Source organism: Actinoallomurus sp. NBC_01490, from assembly GCF_036227085.1.
Classification (GTDB): Bacteria; Actinomycetota; Actinomycetes; order Streptosporangiales; family Streptosporangiaceae; genus Actinoallomurus; species Actinoallomurus oryzae.
This window is the reverse complement of the sequence record NZ_CP109433.1, coordinates 7,229,457-7,244,807: the sequence shown is the minus strand read 5'-3', so window position 1 is coordinate 7,244,807 and position 15,351 is coordinate 7,229,457. Positions and strand designations below refer to the sequence as shown.

The window sequence follows — 15,351 nt, the reverse complement described above, 5'->3', positions numbered from 1 at the left end:
AGGCTCAGGCACGTTCGTTCGCTTGGCTGATCAGTTCGCGGTCGGTGGCACCGGAGCGCACCGGGTGGTGGCAGCGGAAGACGCCGTCCCCGTCCTGCTCCGCGGCCGGCATCTCGGCGGCGCAGACGTCGTCGGCCTTCCAGCAGCGGGTGCGGAAGGGACAGCCGCTCGGCGGCCGGGTCGCGGACGGGACCGGACCCACGAGTGGGATCGGGTCGATCGGGGACAGCAGGCCGGGCGTGGCGGAGAACAGCGCCCGGGTGTACGGGTGGCGGGCCGCGCCGGGCACCGCGGCGGCCGGGGCCTGCTCCACGATCCGCCCGAGGTACATCGTCACGACCCGGTCGCTCATCCGCCGTACCGTCTGGATGTCGTGGGAGACGAACACCATGGCCAGGCCGAACCGCTCCTTCAGGTCGCCCAGCAGGTTGAGGATCTGCGCGCGGACCGACACGTCGAGCGCGCTGGTCGGCTCGTCGGCGACCAGCAGCCGGGGCCGCAGCGCCAGCGCGCGGGCGATCGCCACCCGCTGCCGCTGCCCGCCGGACATCTGGCCGGGCAGCAGGTCCGCCGCGCCCGGGGGCAGCCCGACGAGGTCGAGCAGCTCGCGGACCCGCTCGTCGCGCTCCTCGGGGGTGCCGACGCGGTGGACGTCGAGCGGGTCGCGGAGCACCTGGCGGACCGGCAGCCTGCGGTTCAGCGCCGTGGCCGGGTCCTGGAAGATCATGCCGATGCTCGACCCGATCGCGCTCCGGCGCTCGGCGCCCGGCATCGACCAGACGTCGCGTCCCTCGAAGGACACCGTTCCCGCGGTCGGCCGCTGGAGCCCGATGACGACTCTGGCCAGCGTGGACTTGCCACAGCCCGACTCGCCGACGATGCCGACGGTCTCGCCGGGCGCGACGGTCAGGCCCGCGCCGGTCAGCGCGTACACACGGTCCCGCGTGAACAGGCCGCCCGAGCGCGCCTTGTGCACGACGTGGACGTCGGTCAGCTCGACGAGCGCCTCGCCTGGCTGCGTCATGAGCCCTCCTTCGTCGGGGAAGCGGAGGCGGACAGGGAGGCCGAGACGTCGGCCGCGGGGTGGTGGCAGGCCACCGAGTGCCGGTCGTCCGCGCCCGTGAGGCGCGGCGTCTCCGTACGGCACACCTCGGTGGCGGCGGGGCACCGGTCGGCGAACCGGCAGCCGCTGGGGAAGTCCGCGGGGGAGGGCACCACACCGTGGATCTGGGCGAGGCGGTCGGCGCCGGCCTCCATCGACAGCACCGAGCCCAGCAGCCCGCGGGCGTAGTGGTGTGCGGGCGCGCCCACCAGGGCGGACGTCACGCCGGTCTCGACGATCTGCCCGCCGTACATCACCGCGACCCGGTCGGTCACGTCGGAGACCAGCGCCAGGTCGTGCGAGACGAGGATGAGCGCGAAGTCCAGTTCCGCCCGCAGGCGCAGCAGCAGCTCGATGACCTGCGCCTGGACGGTGACGTCGAGTGCCGTCGTGGGCTCGTCGGCGATGATCAGCTTGGGGTCGCGGGAGAGGGCCATCGCGATGAGCACCCGCTGCCGCTGGCCGCCGGACAGCTCGTGCGGATAGGACGAGAGCGTGCGCACGGGGTCGAGCCCGACCAGCTCCAGGAGTTCCGCCGGGCTGCGCCGGCCCCCGCGCCGGACGACCTGCTTCAGCTGGGCCTTGATGGTCATCGCGGGGTTCAGCGACGACAGCGCGTCCTGATAGATCATCGCCATCTCGTGCCCGAGCAGCCGTCGCCGCGCCGACCGGGACAGCTCCAGCAGGTCCTTGCCGTCGAAGCGGATCTGGCCGCCGACGCGGGCGCCGGCCGGCTCCAGGCCCATGATCGTCAACGCGGTCAGCGACTTGCCGCACCCGGACTCGCCGACCAGCCCGAGCACCTCGCCCGGCCGGACGTCGAAGCCGATGCCGTCGACGACGTTCACGCCGTTGTGGCGCTTCTCGAAGCCGATGGTCAGGTTCTCCACGCTGAGGACCGGCCGGCCCTCCGGCAGCGGACGGGCCCGCCGGGCCAGGCGGCGCGCGGCCTCGGCCAGGCCGGTCAGCGCCGCCTGCTCGGCCTGCTCGGCCGCCGGCGCGGCGGCCGGCGACCGGTGCGCCGGCGCGCCCGGGGAGTCGGAACGCCGCTCGGCCGGCGCCGCCCAGGCGTCGGAGACACCCTCGGCCAGGACGTTCAGCGCGAGCACCGTGAGGAGGATCAGCAGGCCGGGGAAGACGGTGGCCCACCACCCGCCGAGCAGCACCATGTTCCGGCCGTCGGCGATGACGCTGCCCCAGGAGGGGTCGGGCGGGCGCACGCCCGCGCCGATGAACGACAGGGACGCCTCGAAGACGATCGTGTCGGCCACCATCACCGTGCAGAACACCAGCACCGGGGCCGCGCAGTTGATCGCGACGTGCCGGAGCAGGATGTGCGGCGCGCGGGCGCCGATGACGCGTTCGGCCGCGACGTAGTCCTCGCCGTACTGGGCGAGGACGTTCGCCCGCACCACCCGCGCCACCGACGGCATGTAGAGGAAGGCGATGGCCAGCACCAGCACCGGGATGCTTCCGCCGAAGACCGCGACCAGTACGGCGGCGAGCGCGATGCCCGGGAACGCCATGATGACGTCGAGCGCGCGCATGATCGCCTCGTCGACGGACCGGCGGGAGGTCGCGGCGACGGCGCCGATCAGCGCCCCGCACACCAGCGCGATCGCGGTGGCCCCGAGCCCGATCACCAGCGACCAGCGCGCGCCGTACAGCAACCGCGAGAAGATGTCGCGGTTGGCGCTGTCCAGGCCCATCCAGTGCGAGGCGCTCGGGCCGCCGCCCGAGACCTCCTGGACGTACGGCGAGTGCGGCGCCAGCACCGGGGCGAAGACCGCGGCGATGACGATGACGACCACCACGCCCAGGGCGACCCACGAGGCGGGGCCCAGCCGGCGGAAGCCGATGCCCGCTCGCGACAGTCTTCTGGCCAGTCCGCTGCGCATCAGCCGGCGCTCCTCAGTCGGGGGTTCACCAGGAGATAGAGGATGTCGATGATGAGGTTGACCACGACGAAGCCGGTCGCGATCGTCAGCACGACGCCCTGGACGACCGCGGGGTCGCCGTTGCGCACCGCCGTGATCATGAGCTGGCCCATGCCGGGCAGCGCGAAGATGGTCTCGATCACGACCGCGCCGCCGAGCAGGTAGCCGACCCGCAGACCGAGCACGGTCAGCGGGTTGATCAGGGCGTTGCGCAGCACGTTGCGGCCCACCACCACGATCGGCGGCAGGCCGCTGCCGATCGCGGTCCGCACGTAGTCCTTGTCGAGCTCTTCCACCATCGACGTGCGGATGATCCGGGTGAGGTAGGCCGCGACGGGCAGCGACAGCGCCAGCGCCGGCAGGGTCAGCGACCGCAGCCAGCCGCTGACCGAGTCCGCCGGATTGATGTATCCGCTGGTCGGGAACCAGCCGCGGTCGACCGCCAGGTACTGGATCATCAGCAGCGCCAGCCAGAACGCCGGCGAGGCGACGCCGATCAGCGAGACGAGCCGGATCAGCTGGTCCGGCCATCGGTCCCGGAATATCGCCGCGACGACACCGAATATCAGGGCCAGCACGATCGCGATCACCACGCCGAAGAGCGTCAGTTGCAGCGTCAGCGGCATCGCGGTCGCGATCGAGCTGCGCACCGGCGCCTTGGTGAGCGCGCTCGTCCCCATGTCGCCGCGGACCAGCTGGCCGACGAAGCGCACATACCGCACCGGCAGCGGATCGAGCAGGCCGTTGTCCACCTGGAACTGGTGAATCTGCGCCGGGGTGGGATTGGCGCCCTCAAAATACGCGTACTCCGGTTTGTTGTCGGAGAACCGCATGATGATGAAGACGAACAGAACGACGCCCAGCAACAGGGGAATCAGGATGAGGACGCGGCGCACCAGCATTCTGGCGATCACTGCCACGGGTGCCTCCTGGGGGGTCGGGTCGGGGTGCGGCGGCGGACGATCAGATGCGTTTCGCCTGCAGGAGGGTGACCCCGGGGTAGGCCTGGGCACGCACACCGGTGAGCTTCTTGGGATCCCAGGCGGTCATCAGCTCGGTGTGCACGACCGGATAGAGCACCGCCTGCTCGGCGATGACGTCGATGTACTGGTGCGTGAGCGCCAGCTTCTTCTGCTTGTCCGGCTCACGGGTTGCCTTGTCCATCAGCGCGAAGAGCGCCTTGGCGTCAGAGCTCTTGTCCCACTTCGTGTACTTCATCCAGGTGCCGCCGGACGTGAAGTTGTACCGGAGGATCAGGTCGGCGTCGAGGCCGAACTGGTTGGGGTTCGAGGCCGCCGCGACCACCTGGTACGACTGCGACTGGTCCATCTTGGTGAACAGCGCGCTGGTGTCCTGGGGCTGGAGCGAGGTCTTCACGCCGATCGCGTTCCAGGAGTTGGCGATCGTCGGCAGGCAGTCGCTGATCCAGCTCACGTTGACCGCCATCAGGGTGACCGACAGGTTCTTGACTCCCGCGGCGGCGAGCAGCGACTTGGCCTTGTCCGGGTTGTAGTCGTAGACCGTCTTGGCCCGGGCGTACGCCGGGTTCTGCTGGTTGAGGAAGCTGCTCGCCGGGGTGCCGTGTCCCTTCAGCGCCACGTCGATCATCTTCTTGGTGTCGATCGCGTAGAACAGCGCCTGGCGCACGCGTACGTCGTCGAACGGCTTCTGGGCGGTGTTGAACATCAGGAACATGTGGTTCATGCCCTTGCCGCCCTCGACCGTCAGCCCCTGCTTGCGCAGCTGGTCGATGTTGGCGTACGGCACGTTGTCGGCGATCTGCGCCTCCGCGCTGCCACCGGAGATCTTCGCCACGCGGGCCGAGGCGTCCACGATGGACAGCCAGTTCATCTTCCTGATCGCGGGCTTGCGCGGGCCGTTGTAGCCCGAGTAGGCCTCGAACTCGGTGTTGGACTTGGGGTTGTGCGCGGTCATCTTGTACGGCCCCGAGCCCACGGCCTTGCCGTTCTTGGCCGCGTCCCAGCCGCCCGGCGCGCCGAACACGTGCTTCGGCATGATCTTGGCGATGGTCAGGCGGGGCAGCGCGTCCGGGAACGGGAACTTGAAGACCAGCTCGACGGTGGTGTCGTCGACCTTGCGGACCTCTTTCAGCCAGCTCGTGAAGAACGAGGACGCCAGCGTCGAGGGGTCCATGACGCGGTCGAAGGAGAACAGGACGTCCTCCACGGTGACCGGCTTACCGTCGTGCCACGTCGCGCCCTGACGCAGCGCGAACTTCCACGACGTCGCCGACGTGTCGGCCGGCAGGGCGGTGGCGAGTGCCGCGTACGGCGCGCGGGTGATCGGGTCGGTGTCGACCAGGCCCTCGTAGATGTGGTTGTTGGCGGCCATCGTGAAGGCCGAGGCCGTCATGCTCGGGTCCCAGGACTGGTCGTTGCCGTAGCCGATGACCACGGTGACGAGGTCCTTGTTGCCGCCGGAACCGGCCGAACCGGTCGAGGCGGGGCCGCCGCACGCGGAGATCGTCGTGGAGATGGCGGCCGCGGCGCTCAACGTCCCGCTGTAACGCAGGAAGTCGCGGCGGCTGAAGGCGGGTCGAGGGGCGCTCACGGTGTCTCCCGGGGTGGGCGGTCAGGAAGGCGGCGAAAATTTTAGGGGCAGATATGGGACGTCCCACGTCCTATCTCCTGTAGCGTTGGAGAGTAGAAGTCGGTTCTGTGCCAAGTCAAGAGCAGATGATCAGGAGATTTCCGTGACGTTGCGCGACGGTCGTCGTCACCTCCCCGAGCCCGGCGGGCCGGCTCCTTCGCGAAGCCGCAGGCTCAGCCGCGCGATCGAGGTCCAGGAGGCGGTCAAAGAGATCATCGTTCGGCGAGGACTGGCCGCCGGCGACCCGTTGCCGACCGAGTCCGAGCTCATGCAGGAGCTGGACATCGGGCGCAACTCCATCCGCGAGGCGCTCAAGGCCCTGCAGGCCGTCGGCATCGTCGACATCCGCCACGGCTTCGGCATGTTCGTCGGTGAGATGTCGCTGAACGGCCTGGTCGACGAGCTGGCCTTCCACAGCCGGATCTCCCCGCAGGACGAGTCGAACCACCTGGCCCACCTCACCGAGATCCGCGAGATCCTGGAGAACGGGCTCGCGTGGCGCCTGATCGACCGGCACGGCGGCGCCGACCTCGCCGGGATGCTGTCCCCGGCCCGCGAGGTGATCGAGCGCATGGAGGAGGAGTCGCTCGTCGGCGCGGTCAAGCCCGAGACCGACCGGCTCTTCCACGACCTGCTCTACCGGCCGCTCGGCAATCCGCTCGTCGGCCGGCTTCTGGGCGCGTTCTGGCAGGTCTACTACCAGCTCAGCGACGAGCTGGGCACCCCCGACGAGGCTCCGGAGCAGGTCGCGCGCAAGCACCGCGACATCTACGAAGCGGTGATCGCCCAAGACCGGGAGGCCGTCGCGGCGGCGATGAGCGCGCACTTCGCCGGCATCCGCACCCGGCTCGCCCGCCTGCGCAGCGGCTGAGCCCCTCCGGCATGCACACCGGGCCCGGGACGCCGCCGTCCCGGGCCCGACGACTTTCCGCGCCCGGGGGACCCGCGACGGGCGCGGGTCCCCCGGGCGACGTCTGGGACCCCATGCCCTGCTGAGCGGGGGCGCCAGGCGGTCTTCTCAGGACAGGCCGCCCAGGTCGATGCGGCGGAAGGTGATCGTCTCGTTGGCGCCGGCGTTGCCCGTCTCGTAGAGCAGGCCGACGGTGCGCGCGTCGATCTGGACGAGGTCGGAGTAGGCCGCCGGCAGTTGCGAGAGCGTGAGCGCCGACCGCCACGTGACACCGCCGTCGCGGCTCGTGCGCAGCGTCATGACCGCTCGCTTGCTCGGATCGGCCGGGCCGGAGTAGAGCAGCGGAGCCTTGGGCCCGCGCGCCTGCAGGACACTGCCCTCGACCACCGGTCCGGCGAGCGCCGGCTGTGGCTGGAACGGCCGGCGCAGGGTCCGGCCGCCGTCCAGGCTGTAGGCGTCGGCGCGGTTCCCGTCCGCGGTGCCGTTCTGGTCGCGCGTGTTGAAGTAGACGCGCCCGTCCGGCAGCTCGGTGGCGGAGGTCTCGTTGACGTTGACCTGGCCGTCGGTGTTGTCGTCGACGTAGCCGATGTGCCAGGTACGGCCGTCGTCGTCGCTGTACAGGTCGTGCCCGCCGTAGTACTTCGCCTCCGAGCCGAGGTCGGCCGAGCCCGCCGGCGGCGCGACGGAGTGGTTCGCCGGGACGACGAGCCGGCCGCGGTGCGGTCCGTGGGTCAGCCGCGTCGCGTGCCCGGGGCCGGTGGCGTACCAGCGCCAGTCCGGGAGCTTGGCCGTCGCGGTGATCTCGCGTGGCGCGGACCAGGTGGCCCCCTCGTCGTCGCTGTACTGGGTGAACACGCGCCTGCCGTCCTCGGCCGGCACCTGGCCGCGCAGGATCTGCGTCTCGGTCGCGGTGCCCGCGTTGTAGGTCGTCAGCAGCACGATGCGGCCGCTCGCGGTGACGACGGGCGCGGGGTTGCCGGAGGTGTTCGGGCCGCTGTCCTGCACGACCCGCAGTGGCTGCCAGGTGCAGCCTCCGTCGGTCGAGCGCTTCACGACCGTGTCGATGTTCCCCGCGTCGCCGAGCCCGTCCGACCGGCCCTCGGCGAACGCCAGCAGGTCACCCGACTTCGTGGTGATTACCGCCGGTATGCGGAACGCGCTGTAGCCCTCGGTTCCGGCCGTGTACGGCACGGAGACCTCGCACCCGGACCGTGCCGCCTGGGCCGTCGCCGCCTGGGCCGGTGTCACGTCGGCGGCCACGGCCGCGAGCAGGGCCGTGACCCCTGCGGCGAACGCCGGACCGCCGCGCTTGTGCAGACGCATGCCTCTCCCCAATCTGGACGTAGGACGTCCTATGTCCGAGGAAAGCTAACGGTGCCCGCGAGGGGCGTCAAGGCTCCCGCCGGTGCTCGCGCGACGCCGGACTCCCGACGCCGCGGGTCCCGTCGAGCGCCCGAGGACGCCGCGCTCATGTGCGGACGAATTGCGCACCGTGGAGTCCGGTCGACGTTTTCCTCGATAGCGGATAAACGCCACGGCCGGCTGTTCGCATTCACGCCCTGCACTTCGGCCGAATATTGCTGGAAAGCGCAGAGCCGCGTGTCCGGTCTTCGCCGGAATATCGGATAGCCCCACCCGGGTTTCAAGCCGTGCTCGGAATCGTCGCCGGAGCAAGACGGTGCCGTGGACCGCGTGAAGAAGTTCCCGGCGCGGAAGAAGATGCTCTGCCCGATGCCGGGCATCAGCGTCGTCTGACACTCGACGGCGCCCGGGGCCGCGATCTGCGGTCCCGGGCCCTCTGGCGCGGCCCACCGGCATCCCGATGCGGACGGACCGTCAGGCGCGGCACGCCTCCGCGAACTCTGCGGCCGGTGCGCCGTCGCCGAGCGAGAGCACGGCGTTCAGCACGCGGTCCGCGGTCGCATCGGTGGCGACCCCGCCGATCGTCTCCCGGAACTTGGCGACGATCTCAGCGTTGCTCAGCGGCCGTTCGTCATGCCCGCGGTTGATCTGCTCACGGTGTCGGAGCACGCGCCCGTCGGCCAGTTCTATCTCGACCGCGCCGGAGTAGGCGGCCGGGAACGCGCTGTCCGAATCCTCCGATACCTGAACCTTCTCGGCCAGGGCCAGGATGTCGGCGTCGCGAAGGGCGTCGTCCTCGAGCTCGGCGAGCGTGAACCGGCCACGGGTCAGCGCCGCGGCGACGACATACGGCAGGCTGAACTTGGCGTCGTACTCGTCCCGCGGCGCACGCTTCGCCGCCATCGGCTCGCAGACGACCTTGCCCGGCACCGGGTGGATCGCACACCGGATTCGGGCGATCTTCGTTGCGCCGATCTCGGAGCGTACGGCGAGCGCGGCGTCGGCGAACGCGTGGATGAAGTGGCAGATGGGATACGGCTTGACCGCCGTGCGGACCAGCTCCCAGGTGTCACCGAGCCCCGCTCCCACTGCCTCGGGACGGACCTCGCGCCCGGCGAGATGCGTGTTGTACAGCCCGAAGCGACCCTCGTAGACCGCAGCCGGGCCGGTCCACCCGGCCGCGGCGAAGCTCGCCGCGGTGAGGCCGGACATCGCGGCCCAGCCCGGGTGCAGGCGCTTGGTCCAGGCCCCATCGGCCAGGAACTCGAGCAGCCCGGCGCTCATCGATCCGACCACTCCCTGCGCCGCGGCGAACCCGTCGGCGTCGAGCCCGGCGATCTTCCCGGCGGCCACTGCGGCGCCGAAGGCGCCGGCCACGGCCGTCGGATGGAAGCCGACATCGTGGAACCCGCCCGCGCCGCCGAGCCCGACCCGCGCCGAGACCTCGACGCCGAGGATGTACGCCAAGAGCAGGTCCGCGCCGGTGGCGCGCCGGCTCACCGCGGCGGACAGGGCCGCCGGTAGAGCGGCCGCGGACACGTGCGTTACGGCGGGGATGTGGGTGTCGTCGAAGTCCATGCCGTGGATGAGCACGCCGTTCAGCACCGCGGCGTCCCTGGCGGAGAGCCGGTCCCGCATGCCGAGCACCGGGTGGTCACCGCCGCCGAACGCCGCCAGGGCCTCCAGCGCGACGGCCGGGAACCGGTAGGCGGTCGAGGCGAATGCCAGCCCCACGGCGTCGAGGACGAGGTGGCGCGCACGCTCCCGTACGGCCGCGGGCACGTCGGACAGGTCGGCACCGGCGGCGAACTCGCCCACCTGCCGAGCGAGAGCGGTACGGACAGAACTGATCGTCATCGGTAAGCCTCCTGGTCGAGGACGGACGGGACGCCGGCCGCACGGGCGGGCCGGGACCGGCGGGAGGGGAAGCTCCGGGCTCGCCCGGCGATCCGGCACCGGCCCCGTCGGCGGTCACTGAGGACACCGTCCGGGTCACCGGGCCGGAACATCACCGGATGGTCGCCTTACCGGCGAGAAGCGACTTCGCCACGACGCCACGCAGGACGTCGTTCGTGCCCTCGCCGATGGACATGAGCGGTGCGTCCCGGTAGAGCCGCTCGACCTCGAACTCGGTCGAGTAGCCGTAACCCCCGTGGATCCGCATCGCATCGGTCGCGCAGGCGAGCGCCTGCTCGGAAGCGAAGATCTTCGCCATGCCGGACTCCGTGTCCATCCGGACGCCGTCATCCATCCGGGACGCCGCCCAGTACGTCATCAGCCGCGCGGCCTGCAGGCGCACGGCGATCTCCGCCAGCCGCTGCTGCACGGCCTGGAAGTCCCCGATGGCCCGGCCGAACGCGGTGCGCTTGCGGGCGTAACCTAGCGCCTCGTCGTACGCCCGCTGGGCGATGCCCACGCTGCGGGCGGCGATGTTGATCCGGCCGGTCTCCAGTGAGGACAGCGCCTGCTGCATCCCGCGCCCCTCGACGCCGCCGAGCAGCTGTGCGGCCGGCACCCGGACGTCGACCAGGACGACCTCGCAGGACTCGGGGCCCTTGTAGCCGAGCTTGCCGATGTCCCGGGTGACCTCCAGCCCGGGCGTCCCGGCCTCGACGAGCAGGATGCTCATCCCCCTGTGCGCGGGAGCGGCCGTGGGGTCGGTCTTCACCAGTACCGGCAACGGGTCGGCGTGCCTGGCATTGGTGATCCACATCTTGGTCCCGTTGATGACGTACTCGTCGCCCTCGCGGCGCGCGGTGGCCCGGATCCCCTGCAGGTCCGTGCCCGCACCCGGCTCGGTCAGCGCGATTCCGGTGCGCCGTTCTCCGGTGGCCAGTTCCGGCAGGTACTTGGCCTTCTGCTCCTCGGTGCCGTGCTTGGCGAGCATGAAACACGAGACGGAATGGCTGCCCAGGATGCCGGCGACGCCCATCCAGCCCCGCGAGATCTCCTCGAAGGTCAGCGCGAACGACACGGTGTCCGCGGCGATCCCGCCGTACTCCTCCGGTACGGCCAGCCCGAACAGACCGAGCTGCCTCATGCCCTCGACGATCTCCGTGGGATACCGCCCGGAGTGTTCCCAGTCGCGCGCGACCGGCACGATCTCCCTGTCGACGAAGTCCCGGAGCGTGTCCCGGAAGAGTCGCTGTCCATCGTTCAGCCGGAAGTCCACGTCAGCCCCTTCCCAGCACGCCGGCCTCACGCAGCGCGGCGATCTTGTCGTTGTCGTAGCCCAACGCGCGCAACACGCGGTCGGTGTCGGCCCCCATCGGCGGTGCGCCGCGGGTCGGTTCCCGGTCCGCTCCCGGCGGGCCCACCCGGACCGCGCTCCGCAGGCTGCGCACCGTCCCGAACGCCGGATGGGGCGTCTCGGCGATCAGCTCCCGCTCGAGCGTGTGCGGGTCGGTCATGGCGTCCGCGACGTCCTTGATCGGGGCGCACGGAATCGACGCCGCGTACAACGGCGCCAGCCAGTCCGCGACCGTCCGCGTGCGGAAGATCTCCTCCAGCAGCCGCAGAAGCGTGTCCCGATTCCGGTTGCGGTCGGCGAAGGTGGCGTAGCGCGGGTCGGCGGCCAGGTCCGGACGGCCGATCACCTCGGTGAGCCGGTGCCAGAACTTCTCTTTGGCGCACCCCACGACCAGCCACCCGTCGGCCGCCTCGAACGCCTGGAACGGAACGAGCGACGGGTGCGCGGAGTGCCGGGTCCTGGTGGGCTCGTACCCGGCCGTCAGATGCCAGGTGCCCGGGTAGGTCAGGAGGCTGATCGCGGTGTCGTAGAGCGACAGGTCGCAGTCCGTCCCGGCACCGTCGCGGCGGGCCGCGTGGACCGCGGCCAGCAGAGCGATCGCGGCGACGTACCCACCGCAGTAGTCCACCAGCGAGAGCCCCGTTTTCTGCGGTGCCCCGCCGGGCTCCCCGGTCAGCGACATCCACCCGCCGAGCGCCTGCAGGACGTAGTCGTAGCCGGGCTCCGCCGACCTCGGTCCGGTCATCCCGAACCCCGTCAGCGAGCAGCAGACGATCCTCGGGTTGACGTCCTTCAGATCGGCGTAGCGGATCCCGAGCTTCTCGGGGACGTCTCCGCGCAGGTTGGAGTACACGGCGTCGGAGGTCCGGACCAGGTCCTCGAACACTTCCCGGCCTTCGGGCGTGCGGATGTCCAGGGTGATCGAGGCCTTGTCCCGGTTGAAGGACTGGAAGAACAGCGAGTCGCCGTCCTCGTCGTAGGGCGGCACCGTCCGCCCGACGTCTCCGCCTGCCGACGGGTCCTCCACCTTGATGACCTCCGCGCCGAGTTCGGCCAGGTGCATCGAACCGAACGGGCCGGCTCCGTACTGCTCAAGGGAGACGATCCGCAGGTCCTCGAGCGGCCTCACGAGTTCTCCAGCGTCAGCGGCTCGGCGGCTTGCGGGAACAGCGACCTCGCGCGGTCGGCGTCGCGTTTGTGCACGTAGAAGGTGCGTTTGAAGGACAGCACCTCCACCGCGTCCTGGTTGAGCGTCCGGGTCCTGATCGAGACGATCCCGGCGTGCGGCCGCGAGCCGGACTCCCGCTTGGACAGCACGATCGACTCCGACCAGATCGTGTCGCCGGCGAAGACCGGGGCCGTCAGCTTCAGCTCGTCGAGACCGAGATTCGCGAAGGCGTTCTGGGTCGTGTCGGTGACCGACTGGCCGATCGCGATGGCGATGGTCAGCGACGAGACGACCAGCATCCGGCCGAACTCCGAGGACTGCCCCACCTGCGCGTTGAAGTGCGCCTGGTTGGTGTTCATCGTCAGGAGCGTGAACCAGGAGTTGTCCGTCTCGGTGACCGTGCGGCCCAGCGGATGCTGGTACACGTCTCCGATCTGGAAGTCCTCATAGAACCGTCCCTGCCAGCCGGCTTTCACAGCCACGCCGTTCACTCCCTCTGCGTTGGATTCGATGCCGAATATCGGCTGATCGGTGGTCATTCGCGCTCGATCTCCTCGAGACGCCGGTTGGTGGTCCGCTCGCCGAACAGCGCCATCACCAGGCCCATGAGCAGCGCGGCGACCGCCAGGTAGGTGTAGACCGCGGTCTGGCCCATCCCCGAGTACAGCCCGGCGACCAGGAATCCGCCGAGCACGCCCGCCAGGCGGCCCGATCCGTTCGCGATCCCGGAGCCGAGGCCGCGCAGGTGCAGCGGAAACACCTCGGCGATGTAGGTGTAGAGCGTCGCGACGCCGGTCTGCATCAGCATGGCCGCGCCGAAACCGCAGACGATGATCGCCACTGGGCTGTGGACGAGCCCGAACAGCAGCAGGAGCACCAGGACGACGATCTGGAACCCGAAGATCACTGTCTTGCGCTCGAACCGGTCGATGACCGGCAGCGCGAGAAGTGCGCCCGGCACGGCGGCGATGGCGAGGATCGAGGAGAACGTGAGGCTCTGCGCCGTGGTGTAGCCCCGCTCGACCAGCAGGGTCGGCACCCACGAGCTGAACCCGTAGAAGGACAGGATCAGGAACACGCACGCCAAGGCGGCGACAATCGTCTTGCGACGGGTGGTGCCGTGCAGGAGTTCGGTCAACCGCCCGGGAACGACCGGCCGGTCGATCACCGGCGGCGGCAGCGGCCGCCCGGTACGCGCTTCGGCCTGCGCCTCCATGACTGCGACCAGTTCCGCCTCCCGACGGTCATCGGTGCGGCCGTGCGCCGCGCGCCAGCGCACTGACTCGGGCAGGACGCGCAGCGCGAGTACGCCGCCGATCGCGCCCAGCGCGCCGACCGCGAAGATCCACCGCCATGCCCCGTGGCCCAGGGGGACGACGAGCCGAGCCACCCACGCCGCGATCGGCACGCCGGCGAGCCCGATGGCGAGCAGCAGCGCCTGATAACGGCCGCGCAGCGACCGCGGAAACATCTCGCTGACCCAGACCAGCAGCACGCCGGTCATCGCCTGCAGCCCGAATCCGGTGAGCACGCGCAGCACCCCGAGCATCAGCGGGCCGGTCGAGAACGCGCTGAGCATCGAGAACAGCGAGTAGAAGAACACGGCGCCGATGAGCAGGGGGCGCCGGCCGAGGCGGTCCGACAGCCGGCCGCCGGCGATCGCACCGAGGAACATCCCGACGAAGCCCGCCGAGGTGATCGCTCCCACGCCGCCGATCGACAGCTTCCACTCGCTGCGCAGCGCCGGGGCGGCGTAGGCGAACGAGTTGAGGTCGACGAGGTCGAAGATGAACAGGTAGCCGAGCAGCCATACCCAGCGGCGATGCATCGGCGTGGCGATCGGGATCCGATCGAGCCGGGCGGCGAGGTCGGTGTTCGCAGTGCTTGCCGGGTCCGGGGCGGCCGGGGAGCCGGCCGGATCGGTGCCGGTGTCGGTGCCGGTTTCGAGGTCGATGTCGGTCGGTCGAGACGGGCCTGTGGTCATGGCGTCCTCCCTCGGCGCGCTCCGGTGCGCGCTCGGCGGGCCCCACCCGCACCGGGCGGGGTGACCGGAGTGTTCGCGATGGGGACACGGTAAATGTCAGACGTTTTACTCGGCAAGACCTTGAGCGGATAGGCTTCGATCGGTTGGACCGCCTAGGCCGTCACGCCGGCGCGAAGGAGTACCGTGCGCGCCCGGTTCACCACCGGCCCGTCGACGAGCTTCCCGTCGACGACGGCGACCCCGCCCGCGGCGGCCGCCTCGACCACCGACCGAGCCCACCTGACCTGCTCCGGCGTCGGCGAGAGCGCGGCCGCGACCGGTCCCACCTGCGCCGGGTGGATGCACAACTTGGCGGTGAAACCCAGGGACAGGCCGTGGGCGCAGTCGGCGAGCAGGGCCGCCTCGTCCCGCACCGCCGTTGTCACTCCGTCGATCGGCGCACCCGCTCCGGCCGCCCGGGCACCGAGCACGAGGGCCGAGCGCGCGTGGCAGAGCGCGCCGCGGTCGTCCGGGTCGACCCCGAGCTCCGCCGCCAGATCCACGCTGCCGAACGCGGGCCGCACGACCCCGGGCACACCGCAGACCTCGACGGCGCGATGCACGCCGAGTGCGGTCTCGATCAGCGGTACGACGTGGGCGGACGGCCCCAGTGCGGACACGAGCGCAGTCACCTCGGCCGGGTCCTGCGCCTTCGGCAGCATTGCCGGAACGAGAGCCCCGCCGGAGGCTTGAGCGACGGCGGCCACCGCGCGGACGTCGGCCGCGTACCACTCGGTCCCGGGCGGATTGATCCGCACCATCGCGCTTCGCCCGGAGGAGGCCAGCCATTCGCACACGGCCTCCCGGGCGGCCGGCTTGGCCGTGGGCGCGACGGCGTCCTCCAGGTCGAGGACGACGAGGTCGGCTCCGGACGCCGCGGCCTTGGCGAAGCGGTCCGGACGGTCACCGGGAACGAACAGCAGGGTGCGCGCGGCGAGCACTGCGGTCCGCGCGTCGAGCGGGGTTGGATTCATACGTCCGACTTTTAT

12 protein-coding genes are annotated in these 15,351 nt (G+C 70.8%); 1 reads left to right on the top strand and 11 read right to left on the bottom strand.

The features are described 5' to 3' along the window. Positions 1-4 precede the first annotated feature (4 nt). The 4 genes from OG417_RS33675 to OG417_RS33660 are packed head-to-tail and all read right to left on the bottom strand — an operon-like array spanning position 5 to position 5,610. Entirely contained in the window at positions 5-1,024 is a 1,020-nt protein-coding gene (locus OG417_RS33675; protein WP_329237234.1) for an ABC transporter ATP-binding protein, read from the bottom strand. Beyond that, positions 1,021-3,000 (bottom strand): dipeptide/oligopeptide/nickel ABC transporter permease/ATP-binding protein, encoded by a 1,980-nt coding sequence (locus OG417_RS33670; RefSeq protein WP_329237231.1) that lies wholly within the window; start codon positions 2,998-3,000, stop codon positions 1,021-1,023. The genes OG417_RS33675 and OG417_RS33670 overlap by 4 nt, the downstream gene beginning before the upstream one ends. Beyond that, positions 3,000-3,959: an ABC transporter permease gene (locus tag OG417_RS33665; protein WP_329237228.1), complete on the bottom strand. Its 960-nt coding sequence runs from the start codon at positions 3,957-3,959 to the stop codon at positions 3,000-3,002. The genes OG417_RS33670 and OG417_RS33665 overlap by 1 nt, the downstream gene beginning before the upstream one ends. Positions 3,960-4,002: 43 nt before the next feature. Next, positions 4,003-5,610 (bottom strand): ABC transporter substrate-binding protein, encoded by a 1,608-nt coding sequence (locus tag OG417_RS33660; protein WP_329237225.1) that lies wholly within the window; start codon positions 5,608-5,610, stop codon positions 4,003-4,005. 142 nt (positions 5,611-5,752) lie between these two features. Here OG417_RS33660 and OG417_RS33655 point away from each other — a divergent pair, with 142 nt between their 5' ends. Continuing rightward, positions 5,753-6,520: a FadR/GntR family transcriptional regulator gene (locus OG417_RS33655; protein WP_329237222.1), complete on the top strand. Its 768-nt coding sequence runs from the start codon at positions 5,753-5,755 to the stop codon at positions 6,518-6,520. Positions 6,521-6,667: 147 nt separating this feature from the next. Here OG417_RS33655 and OG417_RS33650 read toward each other — a convergent pair whose 3' ends face one another. From OG417_RS33650 to OG417_RS33620, 7 genes are all read right to left on the bottom strand, one after another. Continuing rightward, positions 6,668-7,882, bottom strand: coding sequence for a sialidase family protein (locus tag OG417_RS33650; RefSeq protein WP_329237219.1), 1,215 nt, complete (start codon positions 7,880-7,882; stop codon positions 6,668-6,670). Positions 7,883-8,395: 513 nt separating this feature from the next. After that, on the bottom strand, positions 8,396-9,778 hold the full coding sequence (locus tag OG417_RS33645) for an MmgE/PrpD family protein (protein WP_329237216.1): 1,383 nt from the start codon (positions 9,776-9,778) through the stop codon (positions 8,396-8,398). Between the two features lie 151 nt (positions 9,779-9,929). Continuing rightward, a complete protein-coding gene (locus tag OG417_RS33640) occupies positions 9,930-11,093 on the bottom strand; it encodes an acyl-CoA dehydrogenase family protein (protein WP_329237212.1) in 1,164 nt (387 codons plus the stop codon). A gap of 1 nt (position 11,094) precedes the next feature. Next, positions 11,095-12,300 (bottom strand): CaiB/BaiF CoA transferase family protein, encoded by a 1,206-nt coding sequence (locus OG417_RS33635; RefSeq protein ID WP_329237209.1) that lies wholly within the window; start codon positions 12,298-12,300, stop codon positions 11,095-11,097. Beyond that, complete coding sequence (locus OG417_RS33630) at positions 12,297-12,821, bottom strand: MaoC family dehydratase (RefSeq protein ID WP_329237206.1); 525 nt, start codon at positions 12,819-12,821, stop codon at positions 12,297-12,299. The genes OG417_RS33635 and OG417_RS33630 overlap by 4 nt, the downstream gene beginning before the upstream one ends. Before the next feature lie 53 nt (positions 12,822-12,874). Further along, positions 12,875-14,323 carry an MFS transporter gene (locus OG417_RS33625; RefSeq protein WP_329237203.1) on the bottom strand — a complete coding sequence of 483 codons (1,449 nt, stop codon included), beginning with the start codon at positions 14,321-14,323 and terminating at the stop codon, positions 12,875-12,877. Positions 14,324-14,475: 152 nt separating this feature from the next. Then, positions 14,476-15,336 carry an HpcH/HpaI aldolase/citrate lyase family protein gene (locus tag OG417_RS33620; protein ID WP_329237201.1) on the bottom strand — a complete coding sequence of 287 codons (861 nt, stop codon included), beginning with the start codon at positions 15,334-15,336 and terminating at the stop codon, positions 14,476-14,478. Positions 15,337-15,351: the final 15 nt, after the last annotated feature.

Excerpts from the sequence above, each read along its gene's own strand:
- OG417_RS33645 (WP_329237216.1), bottom strand. The coding sequence starts at position 9,778 with ATGACGATCAGTTCTGTCCGTACCGCTCTCGCTCGGCAGGTGGGCGAG.
- OG417_RS33620 (WP_329237201.1), bottom strand. The coding sequence starts at position 15,336 with ATGAATCCAACCCCGCTCGACGCGCGGACCGCAGTGCTCGCCGCGCGC.
- OG417_RS33625 (WP_329237203.1), bottom strand. The coding sequence starts at position 14,323 with ATGACCACAGGCCCGTCTCGACCGACCGACATCGACCTCGAAACCGGC.
- OG417_RS33650 (WP_329237219.1), bottom strand. The coding sequence starts at position 7,882 with ATGCGTCTGCACAAGCGCGGCGGTCCGGCGTTCGCCGCAGGGGTCACG.
- OG417_RS33670 (WP_329237231.1), bottom strand. The coding sequence starts at position 3,000 with ATGCGCAGCGGACTGGCCAGAAGACTGTCGCGAGCGGGCATCGGCTTC.
- OG417_RS33675 (WP_329237234.1), bottom strand. The coding sequence starts at position 1,024 with ATGACGCAGCCAGGCGAGGCGCTCGTCGAGCTGACCGACGTCCACGTC.